This window comes from uncultured Polaribacter sp., assembly GCF_947495205.1.
Lineage (GTDB): Bacteria > Bacteroidota > Bacteroidia > Flavobacteriales > Flavobacteriaceae > Polaribacter.
Genome location: NZ_CANLXV010000006.1, coordinates 83,427 through 109,509 on the forward strand (window position 1 = coordinate 83,427; position 26,083 = coordinate 109,509).

The following is a 26,083-nucleotide window of genomic DNA, read 5'->3' on the forward strand; positions in this document are numbered from 1 at the left end:
TTCTAAGCGTTTTACTTCTTGAATTTTGCGTATTTGTTTTTGAACTTGTCAATACGTCCTGCAGCATCAATAAGTTTAGATTTACCAGTGTAAAATGGGTGAGATGTTCTAGAAATCTCTAATTTTACTAAAGGATACTCAACACCATCAACTTCTAAAGTTTCTTTAGTGTCTACAGTAGAACGTGTTAAAAAAACATCTTCATTAGACATGTCTTTAAATGCTACCATTCTGTAATTTTCTGGATGAATTCCTTTTTTCATTTTATAATATTTTAATACTTTAATGTTTTATTTGTAAAGTAAAATTGGTAAGGTTTTACTTAATTTCTAAAATAGTTCTTTAAAAACCATTTTGAGGATGCAAATTTAATCTTATTTTTTAATTTACAAACATTTAAACCTTTTTTATTTCTGGTTTTTCTTACTTTCGTTAAAAAACCAATAAAAACAGGGTTTTTAGTTGCTTTTTAACCTTGTTTTTATGAATATTTACCAATATATTTTATTGAAATTCAGCAAACTAATGAAACAACTTACTTTTTATTTTACCATTTTAGTAACTTTCTTATTACTAAGCTCTTGTAGTACTGATTATAAATTTAATTTAGAAACGCCCAAAAAAGCAGTATTGGATGAGACCATAAATATTGCTTTAGTTGAGCAAGAAAATAAGCCTTTAGAAAAAGTGCAGTTTTATGTAAACGGAAAAGAATTTGCAAGTAATGGAAATAATATAGTAATGAAAACCAATAACTTGGGTGTTGGTAAACATGCCATTGCTGCTTTGGCTTTTTTTGATAAAAAAACAAAGAAAATAAATAGCACTATAGAAATTTTTGCTAAAAATAAACCGGCTATTTATAGTTATAAAATTGTAAATACTTATGCGCATGACACCAAAGCTTATACGCAAGGTTTAGAATACTATAATGGTTTTTTGTATGAAACTACAGGACGAAAAGGACAATCTACCCTGAGAAAAGTTGAAATTAAAACGGGTAAAGTTTTGCAAAAAGTGGCGCTAGATAATAATTATTTTGGTGAAGGAATGACGATTGTTGGTGACAAAATTATTTGGCTAACTTGGCAAAATAATAAAGGTTTTATTTATGATTTAAATACTTTTGAACAAAAGGGTGAATTTGCTTATGATAAAAGTAAAGAAGGTTGGGGTTTAACACAAAACGAAACCGAATTAATAAAATCTGATGGAACTCATAAAATTTGGTTTTTAGATAAGGAAACCCAAAAAGAAATTAGATACATTCAAACGTATACGCATGATAGAGCGTTAAGTCAGTTAAACGAATTAGAGCTAATTAATGGTAAATTATATGCCAATTATTACCAAAAACCCATTATTGCAATTATAGACCCTGCAACAGGAATTGTAGAAGGTTTAATTAACTTAAAAGGTTTGGAAACGGAAATGGCCAAAACTCAAAAATTAGCAGCAGGAGACGAAGTTTTAAATGGTATTGCTTTTGATAAAGTTAACAACCGACTTTTTGTTACTGGAAAATATTGGGGAAAGCTGTTTGAAATTGAATTGATAAAGCAATAATTTTATCAATTTAAAGTTTTAATGTAATAGAAATTTCATTTTAAAATATGCGTTATTTAATTACTCTTATTATAGGTCTTGGCATTATTTCTATGAGCTCTTGTAGAAAAGATTTTAGCACTACCTTTAGCTCTGGTAACTTAGAATTCTCTAAAGACACTGTTTTTTTAGATACTATTTTTACCAATATTGGGTCTGCTACCTACAATTTAAAGGTATATAATAGAAGTAATAACGCTATTACAATACCTACAATTGGCCTAGAAAAAGGAAACAATTCTAAATATAGATTGAATGTAGATGGTATTCCAGGAAAAAACTTTACAGAAATAGATATTTTAGCAAAAGACAGTATTTTTATTTTTGTAGAAACTACAGTTGATGTGGCTGCTGCAAATACACTTTTATATACCGACAGAATTTTATTTGATAATGGTACTAAGCAACAAAATGTAGATTTGGTAACTTTGGTAGAAGATGCCAATTTTATTTTTCCGGGTAAAGACCCAATTTCTATGAAAATTGATAGCCTAACTTTAGACGGAAATCCTACAACAATACAAGGTAGATTTTTAGAAGATGCAGAACTTAATTTTACCAAAATAAAACCCACTGTTATTTATGGTTATGCAGCAATACCTGCTAATAAAACCTTAACAATAGATGCTGGTGCTAGAATTCATTTTCATGACAACTCTGGTTTAATAATAGACAAAAAAGCTACGTTAAAAGTAAATGGAACACTTTCTGAAAAAGTTATTTTTGAAGGAGATCGTTTAGAAAATAATTTTAGCAATGTACCAGGACAATGGGGCGCAATTTGGCTTAGAGCTGGTAGTTTAGAAAACGAAATTAAACACGCACAAATTAAAAATGGTGTTATAGGTGTTTTGGTTGATAGTATTGGAAGCTTAACATCACCAACCTTAAAGTTAGAAAATACAGAAATTTATAACCATGCAAATTTTGGTATTTTGGCAAGAGAAACTAACATAGAAGCGCATAATGTAGTTGTTGGCTCTGCAAGACAGGCGTCTTTAGCGGCAACAATTGGCGGTACTTATAATTTTACACACAGTACATTTGCTAACTTCTGGAATAACGGAATTAGACCTTTACCCGCAGTCTTAATAAACAATTTTTTTGTTTTTAATGATGAAAATGGCCAAGAAATTACAGAAACAAGAGATTTAAAGGCCGCAAATTTTACCAATTGTATTTTTGATGGTAATAATAACATTGAATTTTTGGTAGATAGAGTTGATGATGGTAGCCTTTTTAATTATACTATTGAAAACTGTATGATTCAATTTAATGATACCAATAGCTCTTTTGAAGGTGTTTTTGAAGTTGATTTTGCCAATAACCCCAATTACAACAATATTATTTTAAACGGTTTTGCAAACTTTAGAAATTCGCAAAACAACGATTTTATTATTGGTGAAGAAAGCAGTGCTATTAACAATGCAAAGTTAAGTGTTTTCCCTTTTGATATTTTAGGTATAGATAGAACTGCAAGCCCAGATATTGGTGCGTATCAGCATATTATTTTTGAGGAAGAAGAATAAGCTATTCTTACCATTAAAAATGAAAAAATTTCGACTTCCAAGAAAAACTAAAAAAAATTAAAAGGTATTTGGCTATACCCAAAAGATGAAAGAGGAGACTCTTTAATGGCATTTCCTAAAAGAAATCAAAAAGATTATACTGCACTAAAAAAAGGTATTGTAAGAAATATTATTGATAAAAAAAACTCAAGGAAAAAAAGTAAAGAATTTCATAAAAAGATAAATTCTGAAATTTATATTACAGACAGTCTCTTAAAAATTTATATAGAGGAATGTTTTTGCAAAGATGTAAGAGCAAAAGCCTATCAATTGTTTATACGTGCTAAGAATAATAAAAAAGCAGTTGTAAGCTATTTTAACTTTATAAATGCCCATAAACTTAGTAAAAAAGATGTTAGTTATGGCAATATTGCAGCGATGTCTTTTGATTTGGCCGAGAAATTATTAAAGAAAAAATACAAGAAAAAACGTCATAGCAAAAATAAGCCTCAAAAAATTTAACTTTTCAGAGTTTAGCAATCTATAAGATCTTTAAAAATTATTTCTTATAAACAACACCATCTTTCATTACAAAAACTACATTTTCCATTGTAGCAATGTTTTTTGTAGGATCATCATCAACAGCAATAATATCTGCAAAAAAGCCTTTTTTAATTTGGCCAATTTCATTTTCCATTTTTAACAATTTTGCATTGGTAATTGTTGCAGATTGTATGGCTTCCATTGCTGGCATACCTACTTCTACCATAAAACCAAACTCCTTACCATTGTTACCGTGTTTAAAAACACCTGCATCTGTACCAAAAGCAATTCCTACTCCTTTTTTATACGCTTTTGCAAAAGTTCCTTGTATTTGTGGGCCAACTGCCAAAGCTTTAGGCACCACAATATCTGGATAAAAACCGGGTATTTTCGCCTTCTCCTCTACTTCTTTTCCTGCCGTTAAAGTTGGTACTAGGTAAGCATTGTGTTTTTTCATCAATTCCATAGTTTCTTCACTCATATATGTTCCATGTTCTATCGTTTTAACTCCGCCAATTACTGCACGTTGCATTCCTTCATCTCCATGTGCATGCGCTGCCACGTGCATACCGTAATCTTTTGCAGTGTCGCAAATTGCTTTTACCTCTTCTAATGTAAACTGCGGATTATCTCCAGATTTTGCAACACTTAAAACACCACCAGTAGCAGTTATTTTTATACAATCTGCTCCATTTTTGTAACGTTGTCTTACTGCTTTTTTAGCATCTTCTACAGAATTTACAACACCTTCTTTTGGTCCTGGATTACCAATTAAAACTCGGCTACTTCCGTTTGTTGGGTCTGCATGCCCACCAGTTGTTGCCAAAGATTTGCCAGCTGTAAAAACTCTTGGCCCAGGAATTTTACCTTTATTTATAGCATTTCTAACAGAAATATTTACACCTGTTCCTCCTAAATCTCTAACAGTTGTAAAACCTTTCATTAAAGTGGTTTTAGCAAAACCTACAGAGTTAAAAGCAATGTCTGCTTCGTTTAAAATATATTTATTTAATCTTGTGTTTCTATCAAATTCTTGTTCTATGTGTACATGAAAATCTATGAGACCTGGCATTACAACCTTGTCTCTTAAATCTATTAAGTTGCCACCTTTAGGCATTATATAGCCATCTTTAACCGCTAAAATTTTATTTTCTTTTACAAAAATTGTCTTTTTAGAAGAAATTTTACCTGATGCTGTATCAACTAATTTTCCACATAAAATATAAGTGGTTTGCCCCGTTGTTGTTTGTATTAAAAAGACCATAATTAAAAGGAAAAATAATTTCTTCATTTGTATAAATTTTAAGTTTAAATGTATGAAAAAATACCTAATTTGCTCTTTATTAAACCAGAAAGAATGAAAAACGTTGTAATTACAGGTACAAGTAGAGGAATTGGTTTTGAACTTGCCCAAAAATTTGCGAATAACGGGCATAATGTCCTTGCAATTTCTAGAAATACAAAGCCTTTAGAAGCTGTAAATCATAAAAATATAAATAGTATTGCTGTTGATATTTCTAAACCAGTAGAATTGTCTAAAATAACTGACTTTGTAAAGTCTAATTGGCAAAAAGTAGATATTTTAATAAATAATGCTGGTAAATTGGTTAACAAACCTTTTACAGAAATTTCTTCGGAAGATTTTTTAGAAGTGTATAAAGTAAATGTTTTTGCTGTGGCAGAAATTACCAAATTGATGATTCCTTTTCTAAAAAAAGGGAGTCATGTTGTTACGGTAAGTTCTATGGGAGGCATACAAGGCAGTATGAAATTTCCTGGTTTAGCAGCATATTCTTCTGCAAAAGGTGCTGTGATTACGCTTTCTGAATTATTAGCAGAAGAATACAAAGAGCAACAAATTGCTTTTAATGTACTGGCTATTGGCGCTGTACAAACAGAAATGCTAGAAGAGGCTTTTCCTGGATACGAAGCACCACTTTCTGCAAAAGAAATGGCAGATTATTTGTTTAATTTCTCTTTAACGGGTAATAAATATTATAACGGGAAGGTTTTACAGGTTTCTTCTTCTACTCCATAAAGTAATGTACAGAAATTAAATTCGTGAATTACGTTCAATCAAAAGCGGGTATTATTTCTTTTAAAATTTCAATTTAAAAAAACATGAAATCTTTCTCTTTGGGAAATAGTTTAGCATGGGAAAATTTTGTTCCGCCAAAGGCGATACCTTTTGTTGGTTTTTTAATTGATGCGCATCAATTTGAATTAAAAATTGTGAATCAGCGTGCAACAAAACATGGCGATTTTAGGCAATTAACTAATGGAAAATTTCAAATTACAGTAAATAACAACCTCAACAAACATCAGTTTTTATTAACTTTAGTTCATGAAATTGCACACCATGTTACCCATCAAAAATTTGGACGAGTAATACCTCATGGCAAAGAATGGAAAGCTATTTTTCAGCATTTAATGTTGCCTTTTTTAAGACCCGATATTTATCCAAATGAAATCTTACCACATCTTGCCAATTACCTAAAAAACCCAAAAGCTAGCACAGATAGTGATGTGCATTTATCTTTAGCTTTAAGAGGCAATGTAGCAGAAACGGGTAAACATTTTATCTTTGAAATTCCTTTAGGTACAATTTTTATTTTTAAAAATATTGCTTATCAAAGAGGCAACAAAAGACGTACTAGATTTGAATGCTTAAATCTAAATAATAAAAAAGTATACCTCTTTAACCAAAATGTTGAAGTACGAATTAAACAAAATTAATAACTCAAAAAAAACTTCCAATACTGGAATTTTTTTTTTGAGTTAATCTCTTTTTATAAATAAAGTATCTAATTCCATTTCTTTCTGTAACCAAACTCTTAAATCGCTTTCTTTTGGAGTTATAATACTGTCTGGTAACTTTAAATTCCATTTTACAATTGCAATTGGTATGGTATCTATTTTTATAAAATCTTTAGAAGATAATACACTTGCAAAACCAATTTCTTCAATATCTACATACCTAATTTTAGCATCTTTAGCTATTCTACTAAAGGCTACTACTTTTTTATTATTATTAAGTGCATCTTGCTCTATTCTGTTATTTAAAGAAGAAATGGTAGTTTGCAAATCTGCAATTTCTCTTTGTAAACCGTCAATTATATTTTTACTCAATTGCAATTCTTCTCTTTTCTCTTTGTAAGCAGTAGTTATTAACTCAAAACTTTTTGTATCACTACCTTTTATTAAAATTTTAAAATCTTTAATTTTAGTATAGTTAATGTTATTTTTTAACTGATTACTTAGCAGGTTTTTGGTAACATCTGTTACTTCATTAAAAAAACTAAACTTAATTTCATTTTTATCAATATTAATATCTGGTTCTCCTATCAATTGAAAATCTGGAATTTCTCTTACCTCTGTATTTACAAAGTTTTGAAATTGCGTTTGAATTTGATTTTCATTAAAAACTCTTAAAAACGTAAAAATTGCAGGAATCATAACGGCAATACCCACAACAGATGCTATAGTTGCATAACGCTTTCTTTTAGCTGCATTGGCGTATTTATGCATAGGAAAACGTAGCATTTTTAATACAATAAAGGCTGCCAAAGCAATAAAAATAGTATTTATTGTAAATAAATACATGGCTCCAAAAAAGTAAGAAAAATTACCAACAGCCAAACCATAACCAGCAGTACATAATGGTGGCATTAATGCTGTTGCTATAGCAACACCAAAAATTACGGAAGCCATAGTACCTTTTTTTGTTCTGGCTACCATTAAAGCCAAACCACCAAAAAAGGCAATTAAAACATCTCTAATATCTGGACTAACACGCCCTAATAATTCTGAGGTATCTTTACTTAGAGGAAAAAAATAAAAAAATAAAAAGGAAGCAAACAAACTTAAACCAATCATTACACCTAAATTGGTTAATGATTTTTTAAAAGTAACAATGTCATTTAAAGCAAAAGAAGCTCCTAAACCCAAAATAGGGCCCATTAATGGTGAAATAAGCATGGCACCAATAACTACAGCAGTAGAATCTGCATTTAAACCAATGGAAGCTACAAATACAGCAAAAATAAGAATCCATGCTGTTGCACCTTTAAAAGGAATATCTGCCCTAATAGCCTCTAACGTGGCCTCGTGATCTGTATCATCTCTAAAATCAAAAAGATCTATTAAAAATGTTTTTATACTTTCAAATAAACCCTTTGCGTCTTTTTGAACATTTTTTTTAGCTGCATCTCCTCCAGAATTCAGCTCTACATTATTATTAATATTTTCTTCCATTAATTACGGTTTTAACCAGGGAAAGATATAAAAAAAACTAGTATAAACTGATATTTAGTTTTTATTGCAATTTTATAAAATCAATTTCTAATTTAAAATTTTGTTCTTTTTTATTTCCTATTAAAAAAGCAACTTCTTCTATAGTTGTAGATGAAAAATTAGGTATTTGCAATTTTCTTCCTCTAAAGGCTGGATACATTTCAGAAAGCGGCACTTTTATCGTTTGCCATTCACCTGTTGTTTCTAAATTATAAATGAAAGAATGGCGATTATAAACGTTATCTTTTATGCGGAATTGATAGTTTTTAGCATCTCCTTTTATCTTTAAAACAACAAAATTATAATTGATAACTTCTTTTTTTTCAAAACGAAATCTTAAAGACGAAAAACCTCCATTATTTTCTAAAGAAACGTTTCCATAAAATTCTCCAAAACCATCTTTATTCAATTTAAAATTCCCCTGAGATCTGCCACCCATAACAACATCATCTACAGTTCTCCATTGATTAATATTTACATTTTTAGTGAAATCAAAAATTATTTCTTGAGAATCTTGCATATATAAAAAGGGTAATAGGATTAAAAAATATTTGTTCATAATAAGTAGTAATAAACAAAGTTATTTTTTTTGAGAAAAGTATTGTGTTGCAGTTCTGTTAAAATAAAAAAACTTCATACAAAATGTATGAAGTTTTTTAGTCTGTGTGACCGGGCTGGGGCTCGAACCCAGGACCCTCTCCTTAAAAGGGAGATGCTCTACCAACTGAGCTACCAGGTCATTGTTTTTCTTCTTAGCGGGTGCAAATATATACCTTATTTTTAATAATCCAAATAATTTTTTAATTAGTTTTATTTAAATGTACTTCTCTCACTTTTTTTAATAAGTTAGAAGAATACACAAAATCTACAACTGCTTCATTTTCAGTAGAAAATATAGTTTCACTAGAACCTTCCCATGCTTTTTTACCTTTTGATAAAAAAACAATTTTTTCCCCAATTTCCATTACAGAATTCATATCATGTGTATTAATTACCGTTGTAATTTGAAATTCATCTGTAATTTCTTGAATTAATTTATCTATTACAATTGCCGTTTGTGGGTCTAAACCTGAATTAGGTTCATCACAAAAAAGATATTTAGGATTCATAACAATAGCTCTAGCAATTGCAACTCTTTTTTGCATTCCTCCAGACAATTCTGCTGGCAATTTATAATTAGAATTAGGTAAATTTACACGATTTAAAACCACATTTACACGGTCTAACATTTCTTCTTTTGTTTTATTAGTAAACATTTTTAAAGGAAACATTACATTTTCTTCTACAGTTTGCGAATCAAAAAGTGCACTTCCTTGAAAAACCATACCAATTTCTTGACGCCATTGTTGTTTTTCTTCTTCTGTAAATTTGGTATTAATTCTACCATCAAAAGTAATTGTACCTTTTTCTGGAGTATGCAAACCTACAAGAGATTTTAAAAACACAGTTTTACCAGAACCACTTTGCCCAATAATTAGATTTGTTTTACCTGGATAAAATTTAGTATTTATCCCTTTTAAAACTTCTACATTGCCAAAACCTTTATGTAAATCTTTTACTTCAATCATAATTATGTAAGTAATAATTGGGTTAAAATATAATTTGCTATAACAATTAGTATTGTAGTCCAAACAACAGATTGTGTACTTGCCATACCTACAGCAATAGAACCTCCTTTTACATAATACCCATGGTAAGAAGGCACAGTTGCAATTAAAAAAGAAAATACTAGTGTTTTTATCATGGCATAAACAATTAAAAAAGGTTTAAACTCTGTTTGTATCCCTAAAATATAATCGGCGCCCGTAAACAAACCAGAAAGTACACCTGCTAGCCAACCACCAAAAATACCCAAGCACATGGCTAATAAAATCAAAAAAGGATAAAAGAAAAGTGTTGCTAAAATTTTTGGCAAAATTAAATGGTTAATAGAATTAATTCCCATAACATCTAATGCGTCTATTTGCTCTGTTACACGCATTGTACCAATACTAGAAGTAATATAAGAGCCTACTTTACCTGCCAAAATGATACAACAAAATGTGGGTGCAAATTCTAAAATGATTGATCTTTTTGCAGCAAAACCAATTAAAGAATCTGGTATAAATGGGCTGTCTAAATTTAAAGCGGTTTGTAAGGCTATAACACCACCTATAAAGAAAGAAATAAACATAATTATACCAATAGATTTTAGGCCTAAATCTTCTAATTCTTTTAGTAGTGCTTGATAAAAAATACGTCCTCTTTGAGGTTTTTTAAAAACCCTACCCAACATCATAAAATATTTACCAATATGTTCTAAATAAATCATTATCGCTAATTTTGGGCTAAAGTATTAAAATATGATTAATTGATTGTTAAATCTACTCTATCAAAATAAAAAATATTTATTTTTGAAAAATAAAAATTCACCACTTATGAAAAAAGTTTTTTTTTCTCTTTTTACGTTGCTCATAATTATTTCTAGCTGCAAACCAGAAATAAAACCTACTAAAAAACCAAAATTAGTGGTAGGAATTGTAATAGACCAAATGCGTTACGACTATTTAACAAAATTTATGAATAGGTATGGAGACAATGGTTTTAAAAGACTTTTAAATGGTGGGTTTTCTTTAAAAAACGCCCATTATAACTACATACCAACTTATACTGCTGTTGGTCACACTTCTATTTATACTGGAGCTACACCTTTTAGTCATGGTATTATTTCTAACAATTGGTATGACAAATTTTTAAAAGAAACAATTTATTGTGTAGATGATAAAAATTACAAAACTATTGGTAATGATGACAATTACGGCCAAAAATCTCCTTATCGTTTAAATACAACAACTGTTGCAGATCAATTGCAATTGGCACAAAATAAAAGAGGAAAAACAATAGGTATTGCAATTAAAGATAGATCTGCAATATTACCAGTTGGTCATACCGCAAGCGGCGCTTATTGGTACCAAGGCAGTAAAGCAAACCAATGGATTTCTAGTTCGTTTTATATGGATAATTTACCTGAATGGGTTACTACATTTAACAAAAATAGCAAAGCAGACGCCTATTTAAGTAAACCCTGGAAAACACTTTACGACATTAAAACATACACCAATAGTAGAGCAGATAATAACGATTTTGAAAAACCTTTTAATGGCAATACAAACCCTGTTTTTCCTAAAGATATACCAAATATTAAAAGTAAAAATGGGAATTATTCAATAATTAGTAGTATTCCTGCTGGTAATTCTTTTACCGCAGATTTTGCTAAAGCAGCAATTATAGGCGAAAACTTAGGGAAATCTGAAACGAATACAGACTTTTTGGCAGTTAGTTTTTCTTCTACAGATTATATAGGACATAGATATGGCGTTGCAGCTGTAGAAACAGAAGATACGTATTTAAGGTTAGATAAAGATTTAGCTAATTTTTTTAGCTTTTTAGATAAAGAAGTTGGTAAAGACAATTATACATTATTTTTAACTGCAGATCATGCAGCTGTTCATGTACCCTCTTACTTGCAATCGCTAAAAATACCTGCACATTACATTAGAACAAGAAAAATGAGAAGTTATATAGATTCACTTACTTTAAAACATTTTAATTCAGATAAATTGATAGAAAATATTTCTAACTATCAAATATTTCTAGATAAAAAAGAATTAGAAAAATTAAAATTAGACAAGAATATTATAGCTGAAAAAATTGTTGATGAGATTGTAAATTACCCAGAAATTTATAAAGCGGTTTCTGCAAAAACACTACAAACCACAAACTTTACTTCTGGTATCTTAAATGCACTGCAGAATGGTTATAATCAAAAGTTATCTGGTGATGTAATGCTAATTCCGTTGCCTGCAACCTTAGGTTCTGGTAGAAAAGGAACAAGCCACGGTTCTGGTTACTCTTATGACACGCACGTACCTATAATTTTTTATGGAAATGGAATACAAAAAGGAAGCAGTTCTAAAAAATATAATATCACAGATATTGCACCTACAATTTCTACACTATTAGACATTGAGTTTCCTAATGGAACCACAGGTAAAGTAATTGAAGAAGTGCTTAAGAATTAATTTTTTTTACAGTTACACTAGAATAGCATTAAATTCTAGGAAGAAAGATTTCTGCCATCATGCAACGTGCACTTCCACCACCACAAGTTTCTATGGTTTTTAAAGAACTTGCTATTATTTTAGAATGATTGTTTATTTTAGCAAGCTGGCTTGCATTTAAAGAGTTGTAAGCAGCTTGACTCATTACCAAGAAAGACTCTTCTTTTTTATTATGAACTTGCAACATATTCCCTGCAAAATTATGCATTTGAGCTTCAGAAATTTCTATAATTTGTTTACCATCTTCTTTTAAATGCTTCAAAACAGCTTTACGTTCTTTTTTATCATCGATGGCATCTAGACAGATTACCGCAAAAGTTGTGGCAATACACATCATAACATTGGTATGATAAATTGCCATTCTTTGTTTGTTTACAGTTTGGTTAGCTGTAAAAATTACAGGTGTATATTCAAAATCTTCACAAAACTCAATAAACAATTCCTCATCTGCTCTTGGTGATAAAGCGCAGTAAGCTTTTCTATTTACACGATCTAAAATAATACTACCTGTACCTTCTAAAAATATATTTTCTTCTTCCGCAGAAGTATAATCTAAAACATTTTCTATAATAAAACCTTTCTTTTCTAACTCGTCTAATATATCTTCTCTTCTTTCTAACCTTCTATTTTCTGCAAACATAGGATAAAGACCTACCGTTCCGTTTTCATGAAAAGATATCCAATTATTAGGAAAAATAGAATCTGGAGTATTAAACTCTACTGTATCATCAACTACAATTACATCAATTCCAAAACTTCTTAATTTAAAAACGTATGCATCAAATTCTGCCTGTGCTTTTTTATTAATTTCAGTATTTTGTAAATTTAAATCTTCTTGAAAAAAATTATTAATAGCGGTTTGTTCGTTTTTCCTAAAACGTATAGGACGAATCATTAAAATAGTATTTGTAGTTTGTTTCATTTATCTATTTAATATCGTTTTTAAAATTTAGTAATTATTTGATAGTAAATTAATCTCTAATTAATGGCATTGTAGAGCAACGCAATAAACCTTCTTGTTTTGCAATTTCTGAGTAAGGTACTTCTTCTACTGTAAAACCATTTTTTCTTAACCAAGCATTTAATCTTACAAAGTTTTTTTCTGATATAATTACATCTTCAGAAATAGAAAAAATATTACTATTCATGTTATACATTTCCTCTTTATCAATCTCAAAAATGTTTTCTTTTCCAAAAAAGTTTACTAACCAATTATATTCTTCTTCAATTAAAAATCCGTTTTTATGCAAAATGGCTTTGTCTTTACCTATTGGTTGAAAACAACAATCTAAATGTAATGCATTTTCCTTAGCATTTGTATTAGATTTTCTTAGTTCAAAAGATTTTACAATTTTATGCGGAAATAATTCTTGTAAAGCATGTATAGCTTCTTTATTTGTTCTAGCCGTTATAAAATCTTCATAATCATTTCCAGAATAAGTACCTACAAAAATATAATTGTTCCAAGGCATAACATCTCCACCTTCTACGTGACATTCATTTGGTAAAGTAATAATTTTTTCTGTGCTTATTTTAGAGATTACATGATTTATAGCATTTATTTCTTTTTCTCTATCCGGTAAAATATTAGCTTTAATAAATTTATCATCTATAACAAAAGCAATATCTCTAGAAAAAATTTGGTTGTAATCTTGTATAACTTTTGGTCTAAAAACAGCTACATTATATTTCTTAAAAATAGCGGCAACTGCATCCATTTCTAAAATCATATCTTTTTCTATGGGATAAGTACCTGCCTTTACATGGGCTAAACTCTTAGGATCGTAGCAATCTTTTGCACTTGGAGTTGGCCCATTACTAGTTGCAGTTCCCAGAACAACTGCTCTTAGTCTAGAGGTTTCATTTGTAATATTTAAATTAAGCATAGCTATAAAATTAAAAAAAGCTTCATAAAATGAAGCTTTTAAATCTTTAATAAAAATATAAAATATTATCTATTTTTTATATCAACAAAAGGTCTAAGATTTTCTCCTGTATAGATTTGTCTTGGTCTACCAATTGGTTCTTTATTAAGACGCATTTCTTTCCATTGCGCTATCCAACCTGGTAAACGCCCCATTGCAAACATTACCGTAAACATTTCTACAGGAATTCCCATTGCTCTATAGATTATACCAGAATAAAAATCTACATTAGGGTAAAGTTTTCTGTCTACAAAATATTGATCATTTAAAGCTTCTTGCTCTAAACCTTTTGCAATTTCTAAAATAGGATCTTGTACACCTAAACTTGCTAAAACTTCGTCTGCAGCTTTTTTAATAATTTTTGCTCTTGGATCAAAATTCTTATAAACTCTATGTCCAAAACCCATCAATCTAAAAGGATCATTTTTGTCTTTGGCTTTTGCCATATATTTTTTAGTATCTCCACCATCTTCCTTAATAGCTTCCAACATTTCTAATACAGCTTGGTTAGCACCACCATGTAATGGACCCCAAAGTGCAGAAATTCCTGCAGAAAGTGATGCAAATAAACCAGCATGAGAAGAACCTACAATTCTTACTGTTGAAGTAGAACAGTTTTGCTCATGATCTGCATGTAAAATTAATAACTTATCTAAAGCATTTTTAATGATAGGATTAATTTCAAACTCCTCATTTGGTTGCTTAAACATCATGTACATTAGGTTTTCTACATACCCTAATGATTTTTGACCGTAATTTAAATGCAATCCTTTTTTCTTGCTCATTGTCCAACCTACTAAAACTGGAAATTTACCAAGAATTCTAACTATTGCCTTATACATATCTTCTCTAGACTCGATATTCACAGACATCGGGTTAAATGCAGTTAATGCACTTGTTAAAGAAGATAAAACGCCCATTGGATGTGCCGTTTTAGGAAAAGCCTCTAAAATTTTTCTAACATCATCATCTACTAAAGCATGTTCTCTAATATCTGCATGAAACTTTTCTAATTGCTCCTTATTTGGCAAGTCTCCAAAAATTAATGCGTAACATACTTCTAAAAAGTCTGCTTTTTCTGCTAACTCTTCTATAGAATATCCTCTATATCTTAAAATTCCTTTTTCTCCATCTAAAAAAGTAATAGCACTTTCACAAGAACCAGTATTCTTATAACCAGGATCTATTGTTACTACTCCATTTGTTGCTCCTCTTAACGTTTTAATATTTATGGCAACTTCATTTTCTGTACCCTTAATCAACGGAAATTCATATGAATCCTCGCCGATATGTAATTTAGCTATTTCTGACATTTAAACTGGTTTTTTTTGTATTTTCTTGTAGTTGCGAAGATAACATTTTTAAAGTATTTTTAAATTGGTTATCGCAGATTTTTGTTTATTTTAAATTAAAATTAACGAATAATTATAGAAGCAAAAAAAAACCTTGTAATTTCTTACAAGGTCTTTTAAATATTTGTTAAAATTTAGATTTTAAATGCATTTTCTTTTGGGAAATATGCTACAGAACCTAACTCTTCTTCAATTCTTAATAATTGATTGTATTTTGCCATTCTATCAGAACGAGATGCAGAACCTGTTTTAATTTGTCCACAATTTAAAGCTACAGCCAAATCTGCAATAGTATTATCTTCTGTTTCACCAGATCTGTGCGACATAACAGATGTATAACCTGCATTTTTTGCCATATTTACAGCGGCAATAGTTTCTGTTAAAGTACCAATTTGATTTACTTTAATTAAAATTGAATTTGCAATTCCGTTTTCAATTCCTCTACCTAAACGCTCTACGTTAGTTACAAATAAATCATCACCAACCAATTGTACTTTGTCTCCAATTTTTTCAGTTAAATACTTCCAACCTTCCCAGTCGTTTTCATCCATACCATCTTCTATAGAAATAATTGGGTATTTTGCTGAAAGTTCTGCTAAATAATCTGCTTGCTCTTGGCTAGTTCTTATTTTTCCAGTTTCTCCTTCAAATTTACTATAATCGTATTTACCATCTACATAAAATTCTGCAGCAGCACAATCTAAAGCAATTTTAATTTCATCTCCAAAAGAATAACCTGCATTTTTAACAGCTAATGCTATAGTTTCTATGGCATCTTCTGTACCTTCTAATGTTGGTGCAAAACCACCTTCATCTCCTACAGCTGTAGATAAATTTCTATCGTGTAAAACTTTCTTTAAGTTGTGAAAAATTTCTGATCCCATTTGCATAGCTTGTGAAAACGTTTCCGCTTTTACAGGCATCACCATAAATTCTTGAAAAGCTATAGGAGCATCAGAATGTGAACCACCATTAATAATATTCATCATTGGTAGTGGTAAAGTATTTGCAGAAACACCACCAACATATCTATATAAAGGCATACCTAATTCGTTAGCTGCTGCCTTAGCAACTGCTAAAGAAACACCTAAAATTGCATTAGCACCTAAAACAGATTTATTTGGTGTACCATCTAAATCAATCATTAATTGGTCTATTGTATTTTGTTCAAATACAGAAACTCCTAATAATTCTTCAGCAATTGTTTCATTAACATTTTTTACTGCTTTTAAAACACCTTTACCCATGTAAGCAGCGCCACCATCTCTTAATTCTACGGCTTCATGCTCTCCTGTTGAAGCACCAGAAGGAACTGCTGCTCTTCCTAAAACTCCACTATCTGTTACTACATCTACTTCTACTGTTGGATTTCCTCTAGAATCAAAAATTTGTCTTGCGTGAACGCTGATAATTGTACTCATTTTATTTTTATTTTAAAATAATCTATTATTAATATAATGGCTAATTTATGAAATATAGAACGTTTACTTATATTTTATAACAGATTCTTACGAAAACGTTTTCTACAAGTAATTCTAATTTCTTTAAACTAATTTTAACTTTTTACTGCTTGTAAACTTTCTATAAATTGATCAAAAAGATATACAGAATCATTTGGTCCAGGACTAGCTTCTGGATGGTATTGTACAGAAAATACAGGCTTGTTTTTCATTCTAATTCCTGCCACTGTATGATCATTTAAGTGAACATGCGTAATTTCTACATTCTCATTTGCCTCTGTTTCTTCTCTATTAATTGCAAAACCATGGTTTTGAGAAGTGATTTCTCCTTTTCCAGTAAGTAAGTTTTTTACAGGATGATTTATACCTCTATGACCATTATGCATTTTATAGGTAGAAATTCCGTTTGCTAAAGCAATAACTTGGTGTCCTAAACAAATACCAAATAATGGTAAATCTCTTTTAATAATTTCTTTAGCCACTTCTTGTGCACCAATTAAAGGCTCTGGATCTCCAGGTCCATTTGAAATAAAATAACCATCGGGATTAAAAGAAGCCAAATCCTCAAAACTTGCATCAAAAGGAAATACTTTTATATAAGCTCCTCTATTCGCTAAATTTCTTAAAATATTCTTTTTTATACCAATATCTAATGCTGCTATTTTTATATCTGAATCTTCATTACCAATGTAATAAGGTTCTCTGGTAGATACTTTAGATGCCAACTCTAAACCTTCCATTGAAGGTACGTTTGCAAGCTGTTTTTTCAATTCTTCTATATTATCGATTTCTGTAGAAATAATAGCATTCATTGCACCATTATCTCTAATATATGCTACTAACGCTCTTGTATCTACATCTGAAATGGCTACTAGATTATGCTTTTCAAAATAATCTTTTAAATTACCATTAGAATCTACTCTAGAATGCGTAAAACTAAAATTTCTACAAATTAAACCAGATATTTTTATTCCATCAGATTCTATTTCTTCATCATTTACACCATAATTACCTATATGTGCATTCGCCATAACCATTATTTGACCAAAATAAGAAGGGTCTGTAAATATTTCTTGGTAACCAGTCATACCTGTATTAAAACAAATTTCTCCTGTAGAAGTCCCTTCAATACCAACAGATTTACCGTAAAATATTGTTCCATCTGCTAATAATACTAATGCTTTTTTTCTAGTTTGATATTTCATTTCTAGTTGTTGCTATAATGTTGTTGTATTCGTTTGCAAATCTACAAATTATAAGTTTTATTTTTTTGTGATTTACGTATTGGTTTTCAAAAAATGTACTTTTTCAAACAAAAAAGTCATAAAAAAAGGGATAAACGCAAACGTTTATCCCTTTAATATTTCTTAAAAAACCTTCATTTTTTAATTACTCTTCTGATTTTATTTCTGTTGCAGTTTCTTCTACCTGAGCAGAATCAGCTTTTTTGCTTCTTCCTCTTCTTGTAGTTTTCTTTGCTTTTTTACCCTTTGGATTATAAATTTCGTTGTAATCAACTAATTCTACCATAGCCATAGGTGCATTATCTCCTTGACGGTTTCCTAGTTTAATTATACGAATATAACCTCCTGGTCTATCTGCAACTTTTACAGAAATCTCTCTAAAAAGTTCTGTAACTGCATATTTATCACGTAAATAAGAAAATACGATACGTCTATTGTGAGTTGTATCTGCCTTAGATTTTGTAATTAAAGGCTCTACAAATACTCTTAACGCTTTGGCTTTTGCAACCGTTGTGTTAATACGCTTGTGCTCTATTAAAGAACAAGCCATATTCGCTAACATTGCTTTTCTATGCGCTGTTTTTCTACCTAAATGATTGTGTTTTTTTCCGTGTCTCATTGTGACGTTTGTTTTTTACTTTCATCTTGCATCTACTCTCTTTGAGGAGCAAAATATGAAAGATTAATCTTTATCTAATTTGTATTTTGTTAAATCCATTCCAAAACTTAAGCCTTTAACAATAACTAGCTCTTCTAATTCTGTTAATGATTTTTTACCAAAGTTTCTAAATTTCATTAAATCGCTCTTATTAAAAGAAACTAAATCTCCTAATGTATCTACTTCTGCTGCTTTTAAACAATTTAAAGCTCTTACAGAAAGATCCATATCAATTAATCTCGTTTTTAATAATTGACGCATATGTAATGATTCCTCATCATATGTTTCAGTTTGTGCAATTTCATCTGCCTCTAAAGTAATACGTTCATCAGAGAATAACATAAAGTGATGAATTAAGATTTTAGCAGCTTCTGTTAAAGCATCTTTAGGATTAATTGAACCATCAGTATCTATATCAAATACTAATTTTTCATAATCTGTTTTTTGCTCTACACGATAATTTTCGATTGCATATTTTACATTCTTAATTGGTGTGTAAATAGAATCCGTAAAAATTGTTCCTATTGCTGCAGATGCTTTTTTATTTTCTTCTGCTGGTACAAATCCTCTACCTTTTTCTATATTGATTTCTGCGTTTAATTTAACAGATTTATCCATATTACAAATTACTAGATCTGGATTTAGTACTTGAAATCCTGAAATAAATTTTTGTAAATCACCAGCAGTAAATTGCTCTTGACCCGATACTGAAACCGAAACAGTTTCTCTGTCTGTTTCATCTATCTGTTTCTTAAAACGAACTTGTTTTAAGTTTAAGATAATTTCTGTAACATCTTCTACAACACCAGGTACTGTAGAAAATTCGTGTTCTACACCATCTATTCTTAAAGATGTAATTGCAAAACCTTCTAAGGAAGATAATAAAACTCTTCTTAAAGCATTACCTACTGTTAAACCAAAACCTGGTTCTAAAGGTCTAAACTCAAATCTACCAGTAAAATCAGTAGATTCAATCATAATTACCTTATCAGGTTTCTGAAAATTTAAAATTGCCATGTTTTTCTTCGTTTGAATTGTTACTTAGTTGCGCGATATATAAGTTTGAAGAAGCCTTATAAATCCTTTGGCTAAATACCAATATTATTAATAGATTACTTAGAATATAATTCTACGATTAATTGCTCTTTGATATTTTCTGGTATTTGTAATCTTTCTGGAGTTTTTACAAAAGTACCTGTTTTAGTATCATTATTAAAAGTCAACCACTCATATACATTACTGTTAGATGCTAATGCATCTTCAATAGCTTGTAAAGATTTAGACTTTTCTCTAACAGCAACCACATCACCTTCTTTTAATCTGTATGAAGGTACATTTACGATTTCTCCGTTAACTGTAATATGTCTGTGAGACACTAATTGACGTGCTCCACTTCTAGACTTACTTAATCCCATTCTAAAAGCCACATTATCTAAACGAGACTCACATAATTGTAATAAGATTTCACCAGTAATTCCTTGTGATGCAGATGCGTCTTTAAACAAGTTTCTGAATTGACGCTCTAAAATACCATAAGTATATTTTGCCTTTTGCTTCTCCATTAATTGAGTTGCATATTCAGATTTTTTTCCTCTTCTTCTTGCATTTCCATGCTGTCCTGGAGGGTAATTTCTTTTTTCGAAGTTTTTGTCTTCTCCAAAAATTGCTTCACCAAATTTACGAGCAATTTTAGTTTTTGGTCCTGTATATCTTGCCATTTCGTTGTTATTATAATTAGGGATTATGAATTAAGGCGTTCTCCTTCGATAATCGTGTTCCTAATTGATTAAAAATATAAATAAATACTCAAATAAATAATTAAAGTAGATTTTATAAAAATCTACTTTAATTGAATTATCCTTAAACTCTTCTTCTTTTCGGTGGACGACAACCGTTGTGAGGAATTGGTGTAACATCAATAATTTCTGTTACTTCGATACCTGCATTATGAATAGATCGAATTGCAGATTCTCTACCATTACCTGGTCCTTTAACGTAAACCTTTACTTTACGTAGACCAGCCTCTTTTGCAACTGCTGCACAATCTTCTGCTGCTAATTGAGCTGCATAAGGAGTATTCTTCTTAGAACCTCTAAAGCCCATCTTACCTGCAGATGACCATGATATAACGTCACCTTTTTTATTTGTTAAAGAAATAATGATGTTGTTAAAAGATGCAGTTACATGCGCCTCTCCAATAGCATCAATAATCACTTTACGTTTTTTTGTACTTGCTTTTGCCATAATTTAAAATGTTCAGCTATCGTTTTTTAGTAAATTGCACTACAAAAGTACGGCACACTAAATAGAAATAACTTGTTTAATCTCTAACTTATTTTTTCTTGTTAGCTACTGTTTTTCTCTTACCTTTTCTTGTACGAGAATTGTTTTTAGTTCTTTGTCCTCTTAAAGGAAGGCCAAGTCTATGACGAATTCCTCTTTGACAACCAATATCCATTAAACGCTTAATGTTTATTTGAACTTCAGAACGTAATTCACCTTCAATAGTAAATGTACCTACTTGCTCTCTAATTGCTGCGATTTGATCATCAGTCCAATCTTGAACTTTGATACTCTCGTCTACTTTTGCATCTGCTAAAATTGATTTAGATCTGCTGCTTCCTATACCAAAGATGTAAGTTAAAGCAATAACTCCTCTTTTATTCTTTGGAATATCAATACCTGCTATTCTTGCCATATTAATTAGTTATTAATGTTAATACATAATTTTTAGATAAAATCTAATAAGTTTAAGTATTAACGTCAACTCTATCCTTGTCTTTGTTTAAATCTAGGATTTTGTTTGTTTATTACGTATAATCTACCTTTTCTGCGTACTATTTTGCAGTCGGCACTTCTTTTTTTAACTGATGCTCTAACTTTCATCTGTTTCTTGTTTTTTAGTATCTGTAAGTAATTCTTGCTTTTGATAAATCGTAAGGACTCATTTCCAATTTTACCTTATCACCTGGTAATAATTTTATATAATGCATACGCATTTTTCCGGAAATATGAGCCGTAACTATATGTCCGTTCTCTAATTCTACACGAAACATAGCATTTGATAATGCCTCTGTAATAGTTCCGTCTTGCTGAATTGCTGATTGTTTAGCCATATTATTCTTTATTCGATTTTCTATTGCTGTTTCCTGCTTTCATTAAACCATCATAATGGCGATTTAACATATAGGAATTAATTTGTTGCGTGGTATCAATAGCAACACCTACCATAATTATTAATGATGTACCTCCGTAAAACATAGCCCAACTCTGTTGTACTCCAAACTGAACTACAATAGCAGGTAAAATAGATAAAGCTGCTAAAAACAATGAACCTGGAAAAGTTATTCTAGATAATACACTATCTAATTTTTCAGCAGTATCTGCACCTGGTCTAATACCTGGTATAAAACCGCCGCTTCGTTTTAAATCTTCAGCCATTTTATTCGTAGGAATAGTAATAGCAGTATAGAAAAAACTAAAAATAATAATTAACAACGCAAAAATAACATTGTACCATAAACCATTAATATCTTGCAAACTTGCCATTGCTGGAAACCTTTGCGCCAAAGCTACAGGCAAAAACATAATTGCTTGTGCAAAAATAATTGGCATTACACCCGCTGCATTTAATTTTAAAGGAATATAATCCCTAGATCCAGCAACATTCTGTATATTTCCGGCAACTGTTCTTCTAGCATACTGCACTGCAATCTTTCTAACGGCAGTTACCAATAACACTGATAGTAATATTACTACAAACCAAACAATAATTTCAATTAAAATCATCATAATTCCACCTGCTCCAGCGTTATTTGTTTTTGCAACAAATTCTTGCAAAAACGCAGCCGGGAAATTAGCAATAATACCTACTGTAATTAATAATGAAATACCATTCCCAATTCCTTTTTCAGTAATACGCTCTCCTAACCACATTGCAAATATTGTACCTGCAGTTAAAATAATAATAGATGAAATCCAAAAAGTTGCTCCACTTACTAAAAAAGCCTCTGGTCCTAAACCAAATTGAGTTTTAATAGCTGTAATATACGTTGGTGCTTGCACCAATGTAATTGCAATGGTTAACCATCTTGTAATTTGTGTAATCTTTTTTCTTCCACTTTCCCCATCTTTCTGTAATTTCTGTAAATAAGGAACCGCAATTCCCATTAACTGAACTACAATAGATGCCGAAATGTAAGGCATTATACCAAGTGCCATTACTGACGCTCTAGCAAATGCACCACCTGTAAATGCATTCAATAATCCTAAAAGTCCACCTGAAGTACTCTCTTTTAAAGCTGAAAGTTGTAATGGATCAATTCCCGGTAAAGGAACAGCCGCCATAAAACGATACACAGCAATTAAACCGATCGTAAGAAGAATTTTATTCTTTAATTCTTCAATCTTAAAAATGTCTTTTAGCGTATTAATAAAACTCATATTATAGGTTTATTATAAAGCAACAGCTTCACCTCCTGCTGCTTCGATAGCCGCTTTTGCTGATGCTGTAAACTTGTGTACAGTTATATTTAATTTAGATGTTAATTCTCCATTACCTAATATTTTTACTAGGTCGTTTTTACCAGCTAAACCATTAGCTACTAAAATATCTAAATTTACTGTATCTGTTAATTTTCCGCTATCTACTAAAGATTGCAATTTATCTAAGTTGATTCCTTGGTATTCTTTACGATTAATGTTTGTAAAACCAAACTTAGGAACACGTCTTTGAAGTGGCATTTGCCCACCTTCGAAACCAATTTTTCTAGAATAACCTGAACGAGATTTTTGCCCTTTGTGACCTCTTGTAGAAGTTCCACCATGACCAGAACCCTCACCACGTGCGATTCTTTTCCCTTTTTTTACAGATCCTTCTGCTGGTGTTAAATTATGTAAACTACTCATAATATAATATTGTTATTTAGTTTCTTCAACAGAAACTAAGTGTTTAACTGTATTTACCATACCAATAATTGTAGGAGTTGCCTCATGTTCTACAGTTTGGTTCATTTTACGTAAACCTAGTGCCTCTAAAGTTCTTTTTTGATTCTTTAAACGCCCGATTTGACTTTTTACTTGTGTAACTATAATTTTCGCCATCGTTCTTAGATTTATCCGTTAAATACTTTTTCTAAAGAAATACCTCTTTGCTTCGCGATAGATGCTGCACTGCGCAATTGCAATAAAGCATCAAACGTTGCTTTTACTGCATTATGCGGATTAGAAGATCCTTGAGACTTAGATAATACATCATGCACCCCAACAGATTCTAATACAATACGTACTGCACCACCAGCAATAACTCCTGTACCAGGAGAAGCAGGTTTAATGAAGATTTTTGCTCCACCAAATTTACCTTTTTGCTCATGAGGTAAAGTACCCTCTAAAATTGGTATTCTTACTAAATTTTTCTTTGCATCTTCAACCGCTTTCGCAATTGCTGAAGAAACATCTTTTGATTTTCCTAGACCGTGACCTACAACTCCGTTTCCATCACCAACAACTACAATAGCAGAAAAACCAAATGCTCTACCACCTTTTGTTACCTTAGTTACACGTTGTACACCTACTAATCTATCTACAAGCTCTAATCCGCTTGGTTTAACTCTTTCTACGTTTTTATAACCTTGCATAATTTCTTAAAATTTTAAACCAGCTTCTCTTGCAGCCTCTGCTAATACTTTAACTCTACCATGGTATAAATAACCATTTCTATCAAAAGCAACTGTTTCAATACCAGATTTTGTAGCTTTTTCTGCGATAGCTTTACCTACTGCATTTGCTGCTTCTGACTTTGATTCTGCCTTTATATCTTTATCTCTAGATGAAACTGAAGCTAATGTTACCCCGTTTACATCGTCAACTATTTGAGCGTAAATTTCTTTGTTACTTCTATAAACCGATAATCTTGGTTTCGCAGCAGTACCAGAAATAATCTTTCTAATTCTACGCTTTATTCTAGCTCTTCTTTCTAGCTTTGATAATGCCATAATGCTATATTATTATGCAGATTTACCTGCTTTTCTTCTTAATACTTCACCAACAAACTTAACACCCTTACCTTTATAAGGTTCTGGAGCTCTGAAAGAACGAATCTTTGCAGCAATTTGACCAACTAATTGCTTGTCAAAAGAAGTTAATTTAATGATTGGGTTTTTCCCTTTCTCAGATACTGTTTCTACTTTAACTTCTGGAGCTAATTCTAAAACAATATTATGAGAGAAACCTAAAGCTAAATCTAATTTTTGACCTTGGTTAGATGCTCTGTAACCAACACCAACTAATTCCAAGTCTTTAGACCAACCTTTACTTACACCTTCTATCATATTAGCGATTAAAGCTCTCATTAAACCATGTTGTGCTTTATGGTCTTTACTTTCTGATGCTCTATCTAAAGTGATAACGCCATCTTCTATACTTACAGAAATTCCTTCAGAAATTGTTTGAGATAACTCACCTAACTTCCCTTTAACTGTAACTACATTGTCTTTTATGTTTACATCTACACCTTGTGCGATGCTAACTGGGTTTTTTCCAATTCTACTCATCTCCTAAGATTTAATAAACGTAACATAAAACTTCTCCTCCAACATTTTCTTGTCTTGCTTTTTTATTTGTCATAACACCTTTAGATGTTGAAACAATTGCAATTCCAAGTCCGTTTAATACTCTTGGCATCTCTGTAGAGCCAACATATTTACGTAAACCTGGTGTACTAATACGTTGAATTTTTCTAATTACTGACTCTTTTGTTTCCTTGTCATATTTTAAAGCTATTTTAATAGTTCCTTGCACTTTATCTGCATTGAACTGATAACTTAAAATATACCCTTGATCAAACAAAATTTTAGTCATTTCCTTCTTCAAGTTTGAAGCTGGAATTTCCACTACTCTGTGTCCTGCTGCGATTGCATTTCTTACTCTTGTAAGAAAATCCGCGATTGGATCTGTATACATATTTATTTAAATTGCGATTACGGTTTTCAAAAAACGCTATTGTTTTTACAGATAATTCTGTGAATTTTGAACCTTTAATCAGTTAACATTCTTATACTCAAAAAAAATAGAGCGTGCAAATGTACACATTCTATTTTTAATTTTTAAGCTTTATTCAAAAATTCTACCAACTTGCTTTTTTAACACCTGGTATTAACCCTTGATTTGCCATTTCACGAAAAGTAACACGAGATATTCCAAACTGTCTCATATATCCTTTTGGACGACCAGTTAATTTACATCTATTATGTAATCTAATTGGTGAAGCGTTTTTTGGAAGTTTCTGCAATGCCTCATAATCTCCAGCTTCTTTTAAAGCTTTTCTTTTTTCAGCATACTTTGCAACTGTGCGTTCTCTCTTGCGCTCACGCGCTTTCATTGATTCTTTAGCCATTT

At 30.7% G+C, this 26,083-nt stretch carries 32 protein-coding genes and 1 tRNA gene; 6 read left to right on the forward strand and 27 right to left on the reverse strand.

Annotated features, from left to right (window positions below):
* Positions 1-11: 11 nt before the first annotated feature.
* On the reverse strand, positions 12-263 hold the full coding sequence (locus Q0762_RS07505) for a type B 50S ribosomal protein L31 (protein ID WP_068363688.1): 252 nt from the start codon (positions 261-263) through the stop codon (positions 12-14).
* A 262-nt stretch (positions 264-525) separates the two neighbouring features.
* On the opposite strand from Q0762_RS07505, the gene Q0762_RS07510 reads away from it, so the two are divergent.
* The 3 genes from Q0762_RS07510 (at position 526) to Q0762_RS07520 (ending at position 3,635) form a co-directional block, all read left to right on the forward strand.
* The gene (locus Q0762_RS07510) at positions 526-1,566 is read left to right on the forward strand and encodes a glutaminyl-peptide cyclotransferase (RefSeq protein WP_298765490.1); all 1,041 of its coding nucleotides are present in this window, start codon (positions 526-528) and stop codon (positions 1,564-1,566) included.
* A gap of 47 nt (positions 1,567-1,613) precedes the next feature.
* On the forward strand, positions 1,614-3,134 hold the full coding sequence (locus Q0762_RS07515) for a hypothetical protein (protein WP_298765491.1): 1,521 nt from the start codon (positions 1,614-1,616) through the stop codon (positions 3,132-3,134).
* 105 nt (positions 3,135-3,239) lie between these two features.
* On the forward strand, positions 3,240-3,635 hold the full coding sequence (locus Q0762_RS07520) for a hypothetical protein (protein WP_298765494.1): 396 nt from the start codon (positions 3,240-3,242) through the stop codon (positions 3,633-3,635).
* Positions 3,636-3,672: 37 nt separating this feature from the next.
* Here the strand turns inward: Q0762_RS07520 and Q0762_RS07525 are convergent, their stop codons facing one another.
* A complete protein-coding gene (locus tag Q0762_RS07525; RefSeq protein ID WP_298765496.1) occupies positions 3,673-4,947 on the reverse strand; it encodes an amidohydrolase family protein in 1,275 nt (424 codons plus the stop codon).
* 66 nt (positions 4,948-5,013) lie between these two features.
* Between Q0762_RS07525 and Q0762_RS07530 the strand changes: the two genes are divergently transcribed.
* Both Q0762_RS07530 and Q0762_RS07535 read left to right on the forward strand, forming a co-directional pair.
* Positions 5,014-5,694, forward strand: coding sequence for an SDR family oxidoreductase (locus Q0762_RS07530; protein WP_298765499.1), 681 nt, complete (start codon positions 5,014-5,016; stop codon positions 5,692-5,694).
* 83 nt (positions 5,695-5,777) lie between these two features.
* On the forward strand, positions 5,778-6,392 hold the full coding sequence (locus Q0762_RS07535) for a SprT-like domain-containing protein (protein WP_298765501.1): 615 nt from the start codon (positions 5,778-5,780) through the stop codon (positions 6,390-6,392).
* 42 nt (positions 6,393-6,434) lie between these two features.
* Here Q0762_RS07535 and Q0762_RS07540 read toward each other — a convergent pair whose 3' ends face one another.
* The 5 genes from Q0762_RS07540 to Q0762_RS07560 all read right to left on the reverse strand — a co-directional run bounded on the left by Q0762_RS07540 (position 6,435) and on the right by Q0762_RS07560 (position 10,260).
* The gene (locus Q0762_RS07540; protein WP_298765503.1) at positions 6,435-7,910 is read right to left on the reverse strand and encodes a DUF389 domain-containing protein; all 1,476 of its coding nucleotides are present in this window, start codon (positions 7,908-7,910) and stop codon (positions 6,435-6,437) included.
* A gap of 61 nt (positions 7,911-7,971) precedes the next feature.
* Complete coding sequence (locus Q0762_RS07545) at positions 7,972-8,469, reverse strand: CIA30 family protein (protein ID WP_298765505.1); 498 nt, start codon at positions 8,467-8,469, stop codon at positions 7,972-7,974.
* Positions 8,470-8,615: 146 nt separating this feature from the next.
* Positions 8,616-8,688, reverse strand: a tRNA-Lys gene (locus tag Q0762_RS07550).
* A 61-nt stretch (positions 8,689-8,749) separates the two neighbouring features.
* Entirely contained in the window at positions 8,750-9,517 is a 768-nt protein-coding gene (locus Q0762_RS07555; protein ID WP_298765508.1) for an ATP-binding cassette domain-containing protein, read from the reverse strand.
* Between the two features lie 2 nt (positions 9,518-9,519).
* The gene (locus tag Q0762_RS07560) at positions 9,520-10,260 is read right to left on the reverse strand and encodes an ABC transporter permease (protein WP_298765511.1); all 741 of its coding nucleotides are present in this window, start codon (positions 10,258-10,260) and stop codon (positions 9,520-9,522) included.
* Positions 10,261-10,366: 106 nt separating this feature from the next.
* Between Q0762_RS07560 and pafA the strand changes: the two genes are divergently transcribed.
* On the forward strand, positions 10,367-12,010 hold the full coding sequence (gene pafA, locus Q0762_RS07565) for an alkaline phosphatase PafA (protein ID WP_298765513.1): 1,644 nt from the start codon (positions 10,367-10,369) through the stop codon (positions 12,008-12,010).
* 28 nt (positions 12,011-12,038) lie between these two features.
* On the opposite strand, the gene ctlX is transcribed toward pafA, so the two are convergent.
* The 20 genes from ctlX to rpsN form a co-directional block, all read right to left on the reverse strand.
* Positions 12,039-12,971: a citrulline utilization hydrolase CtlX gene (gene ctlX, locus Q0762_RS07570; RefSeq protein WP_298765516.1), complete on the reverse strand. Its 933-nt coding sequence runs from the start codon at positions 12,969-12,971 to the stop codon at positions 12,039-12,041.
* A 49-nt stretch (positions 12,972-13,020) separates the two neighbouring features.
* Positions 13,021-13,935 carry a dimethylarginine dimethylaminohydrolase family protein gene (locus Q0762_RS07575; RefSeq protein ID WP_298765519.1) on the reverse strand — a complete coding sequence of 305 codons (915 nt, stop codon included), beginning with the start codon at positions 13,933-13,935 and terminating at the stop codon, positions 13,021-13,023.
* Positions 13,936-14,000: 65 nt separating this feature from the next.
* On the reverse strand, positions 14,001-15,287 hold the full coding sequence (locus Q0762_RS07580; RefSeq protein WP_298765522.1) for a citrate synthase: 1,287 nt from the start codon (positions 15,285-15,287) through the stop codon (positions 14,001-14,003).
* A 173-nt stretch (positions 15,288-15,460) separates the two neighbouring features.
* Positions 15,461-16,747 carry a phosphopyruvate hydratase gene (eno, locus tag Q0762_RS07585; protein WP_298765525.1) on the reverse strand — a complete coding sequence of 429 codons (1,287 nt, stop codon included), beginning with the start codon at positions 16,745-16,747 and terminating at the stop codon, positions 15,461-15,463.
* Between the two features lie 134 nt (positions 16,748-16,881).
* On the reverse strand, positions 16,882-17,991 hold the full coding sequence (carA, locus tag Q0762_RS07590) for a glutamine-hydrolyzing carbamoyl-phosphate synthase small subunit (protein WP_298765528.1): 1,110 nt from the start codon (positions 17,989-17,991) through the stop codon (positions 16,882-16,884).
* A gap of 184 nt (positions 17,992-18,175) precedes the next feature.
* The gene (rplQ, locus tag Q0762_RS07595; protein ID WP_298765531.1) at positions 18,176-18,649 is read right to left on the reverse strand and encodes a 50S ribosomal protein L17; all 474 of its coding nucleotides are present in this window, start codon (positions 18,647-18,649) and stop codon (positions 18,176-18,178) included.
* Between the two features lie 63 nt (positions 18,650-18,712).
* Complete coding sequence (locus Q0762_RS07600; protein WP_298765534.1) at positions 18,713-19,705, reverse strand: DNA-directed RNA polymerase subunit alpha; 993 nt, start codon at positions 19,703-19,705, stop codon at positions 18,713-18,715.
* A gap of 95 nt (positions 19,706-19,800) precedes the next feature.
* On the reverse strand, positions 19,801-20,406 hold the full coding sequence (gene rpsD, locus Q0762_RS07605) for a 30S ribosomal protein S4 (RefSeq protein ID WP_298765537.1): 606 nt from the start codon (positions 20,404-20,406) through the stop codon (positions 19,801-19,803).
* Between the two features lie 142 nt (positions 20,407-20,548).
* Positions 20,549-20,932 carry a 30S ribosomal protein S11 gene (gene rpsK / locus Q0762_RS07610; RefSeq protein ID WP_298765539.1) on the reverse strand — a complete coding sequence of 128 codons (384 nt, stop codon included), beginning with the start codon at positions 20,930-20,932 and terminating at the stop codon, positions 20,549-20,551.
* An 88-nt stretch (positions 20,933-21,020) separates the two neighbouring features.
* Positions 21,021-21,386, reverse strand: a complete 366-nt coding sequence (gene rpsM / locus Q0762_RS07615; protein WP_298765543.1) for a 30S ribosomal protein S13 — start codon at positions 21,384-21,386, stop codon at positions 21,021-21,023.
* A gap of 71 nt (positions 21,387-21,457) precedes the next feature.
* Positions 21,458-21,574 carry a type B 50S ribosomal protein L36 gene (ykgO, locus tag Q0762_RS07620; protein ID WP_004568720.1) on the reverse strand — a complete coding sequence of 39 codons (117 nt, stop codon included), beginning with the start codon at positions 21,572-21,574 and terminating at the stop codon, positions 21,458-21,460.
* A 14-nt stretch (positions 21,575-21,588) separates the two neighbouring features.
* On the reverse strand, positions 21,589-21,804 hold the full coding sequence (gene infA / locus Q0762_RS07625; RefSeq protein ID WP_004568721.1) for a translation initiation factor IF-1: 216 nt from the start codon (positions 21,802-21,804) through the stop codon (positions 21,589-21,591).
* A gap of 1 nt (position 21,805) precedes the next feature.
* Positions 21,806-23,131 (reverse strand): preprotein translocase subunit SecY, encoded by a 1,326-nt coding sequence (secY, locus tag Q0762_RS07630; protein WP_298765552.1) that lies wholly within the window; start codon positions 23,129-23,131, stop codon positions 21,806-21,808.
* 12 nt (positions 23,132-23,143) lie between these two features.
* Positions 23,144-23,596, reverse strand: coding sequence for a 50S ribosomal protein L15 (gene rplO, locus Q0762_RS07635; RefSeq protein WP_298765554.1), 453 nt, complete (start codon positions 23,594-23,596; stop codon positions 23,144-23,146).
* A 12-nt stretch (positions 23,597-23,608) separates the two neighbouring features.
* Positions 23,609-23,791 (reverse strand): 50S ribosomal protein L30, encoded by a 183-nt coding sequence (gene rpmD, locus Q0762_RS07640; RefSeq protein ID WP_298765556.1) that lies wholly within the window; start codon positions 23,789-23,791, stop codon positions 23,609-23,611.
* 11 nt (positions 23,792-23,802) lie between these two features.
* Entirely contained in the window at positions 23,803-24,327 is a 525-nt protein-coding gene (gene rpsE, locus Q0762_RS07645) for a 30S ribosomal protein S5 (RefSeq protein ID WP_298765755.1), read from the reverse strand.
* A 3-nt stretch (positions 24,328-24,330) separates the two neighbouring features.
* Positions 24,331-24,681 (reverse strand): 50S ribosomal protein L18, encoded by a 351-nt coding sequence (gene rplR / locus Q0762_RS07650; RefSeq protein WP_298765559.1) that lies wholly within the window; start codon positions 24,679-24,681, stop codon positions 24,331-24,333.
* 12 nt (positions 24,682-24,693) lie between these two features.
* Positions 24,694-25,239 (reverse strand): 50S ribosomal protein L6, encoded by a 546-nt coding sequence (rplF, locus tag Q0762_RS07655; protein WP_298765562.1) that lies wholly within the window; start codon positions 25,237-25,239, stop codon positions 24,694-24,696.
* 10 nt (positions 25,240-25,249) lie between these two features.
* Complete coding sequence (gene rpsH, locus Q0762_RS07660) at positions 25,250-25,648, reverse strand: 30S ribosomal protein S8 (protein ID WP_138536144.1); 399 nt, start codon at positions 25,646-25,648, stop codon at positions 25,250-25,252.
* Between the two features lie 163 nt (positions 25,649-25,811).
* Positions 25,812-26,081 carry a 30S ribosomal protein S14 gene (gene rpsN, locus Q0762_RS07665; protein ID WP_053973144.1) on the reverse strand — a complete coding sequence of 90 codons (270 nt, stop codon included), beginning with the start codon at positions 26,079-26,081 and terminating at the stop codon, positions 25,812-25,814.
* Between the last annotated feature and the right edge of the window lie 2 nt (positions 26,082-26,083).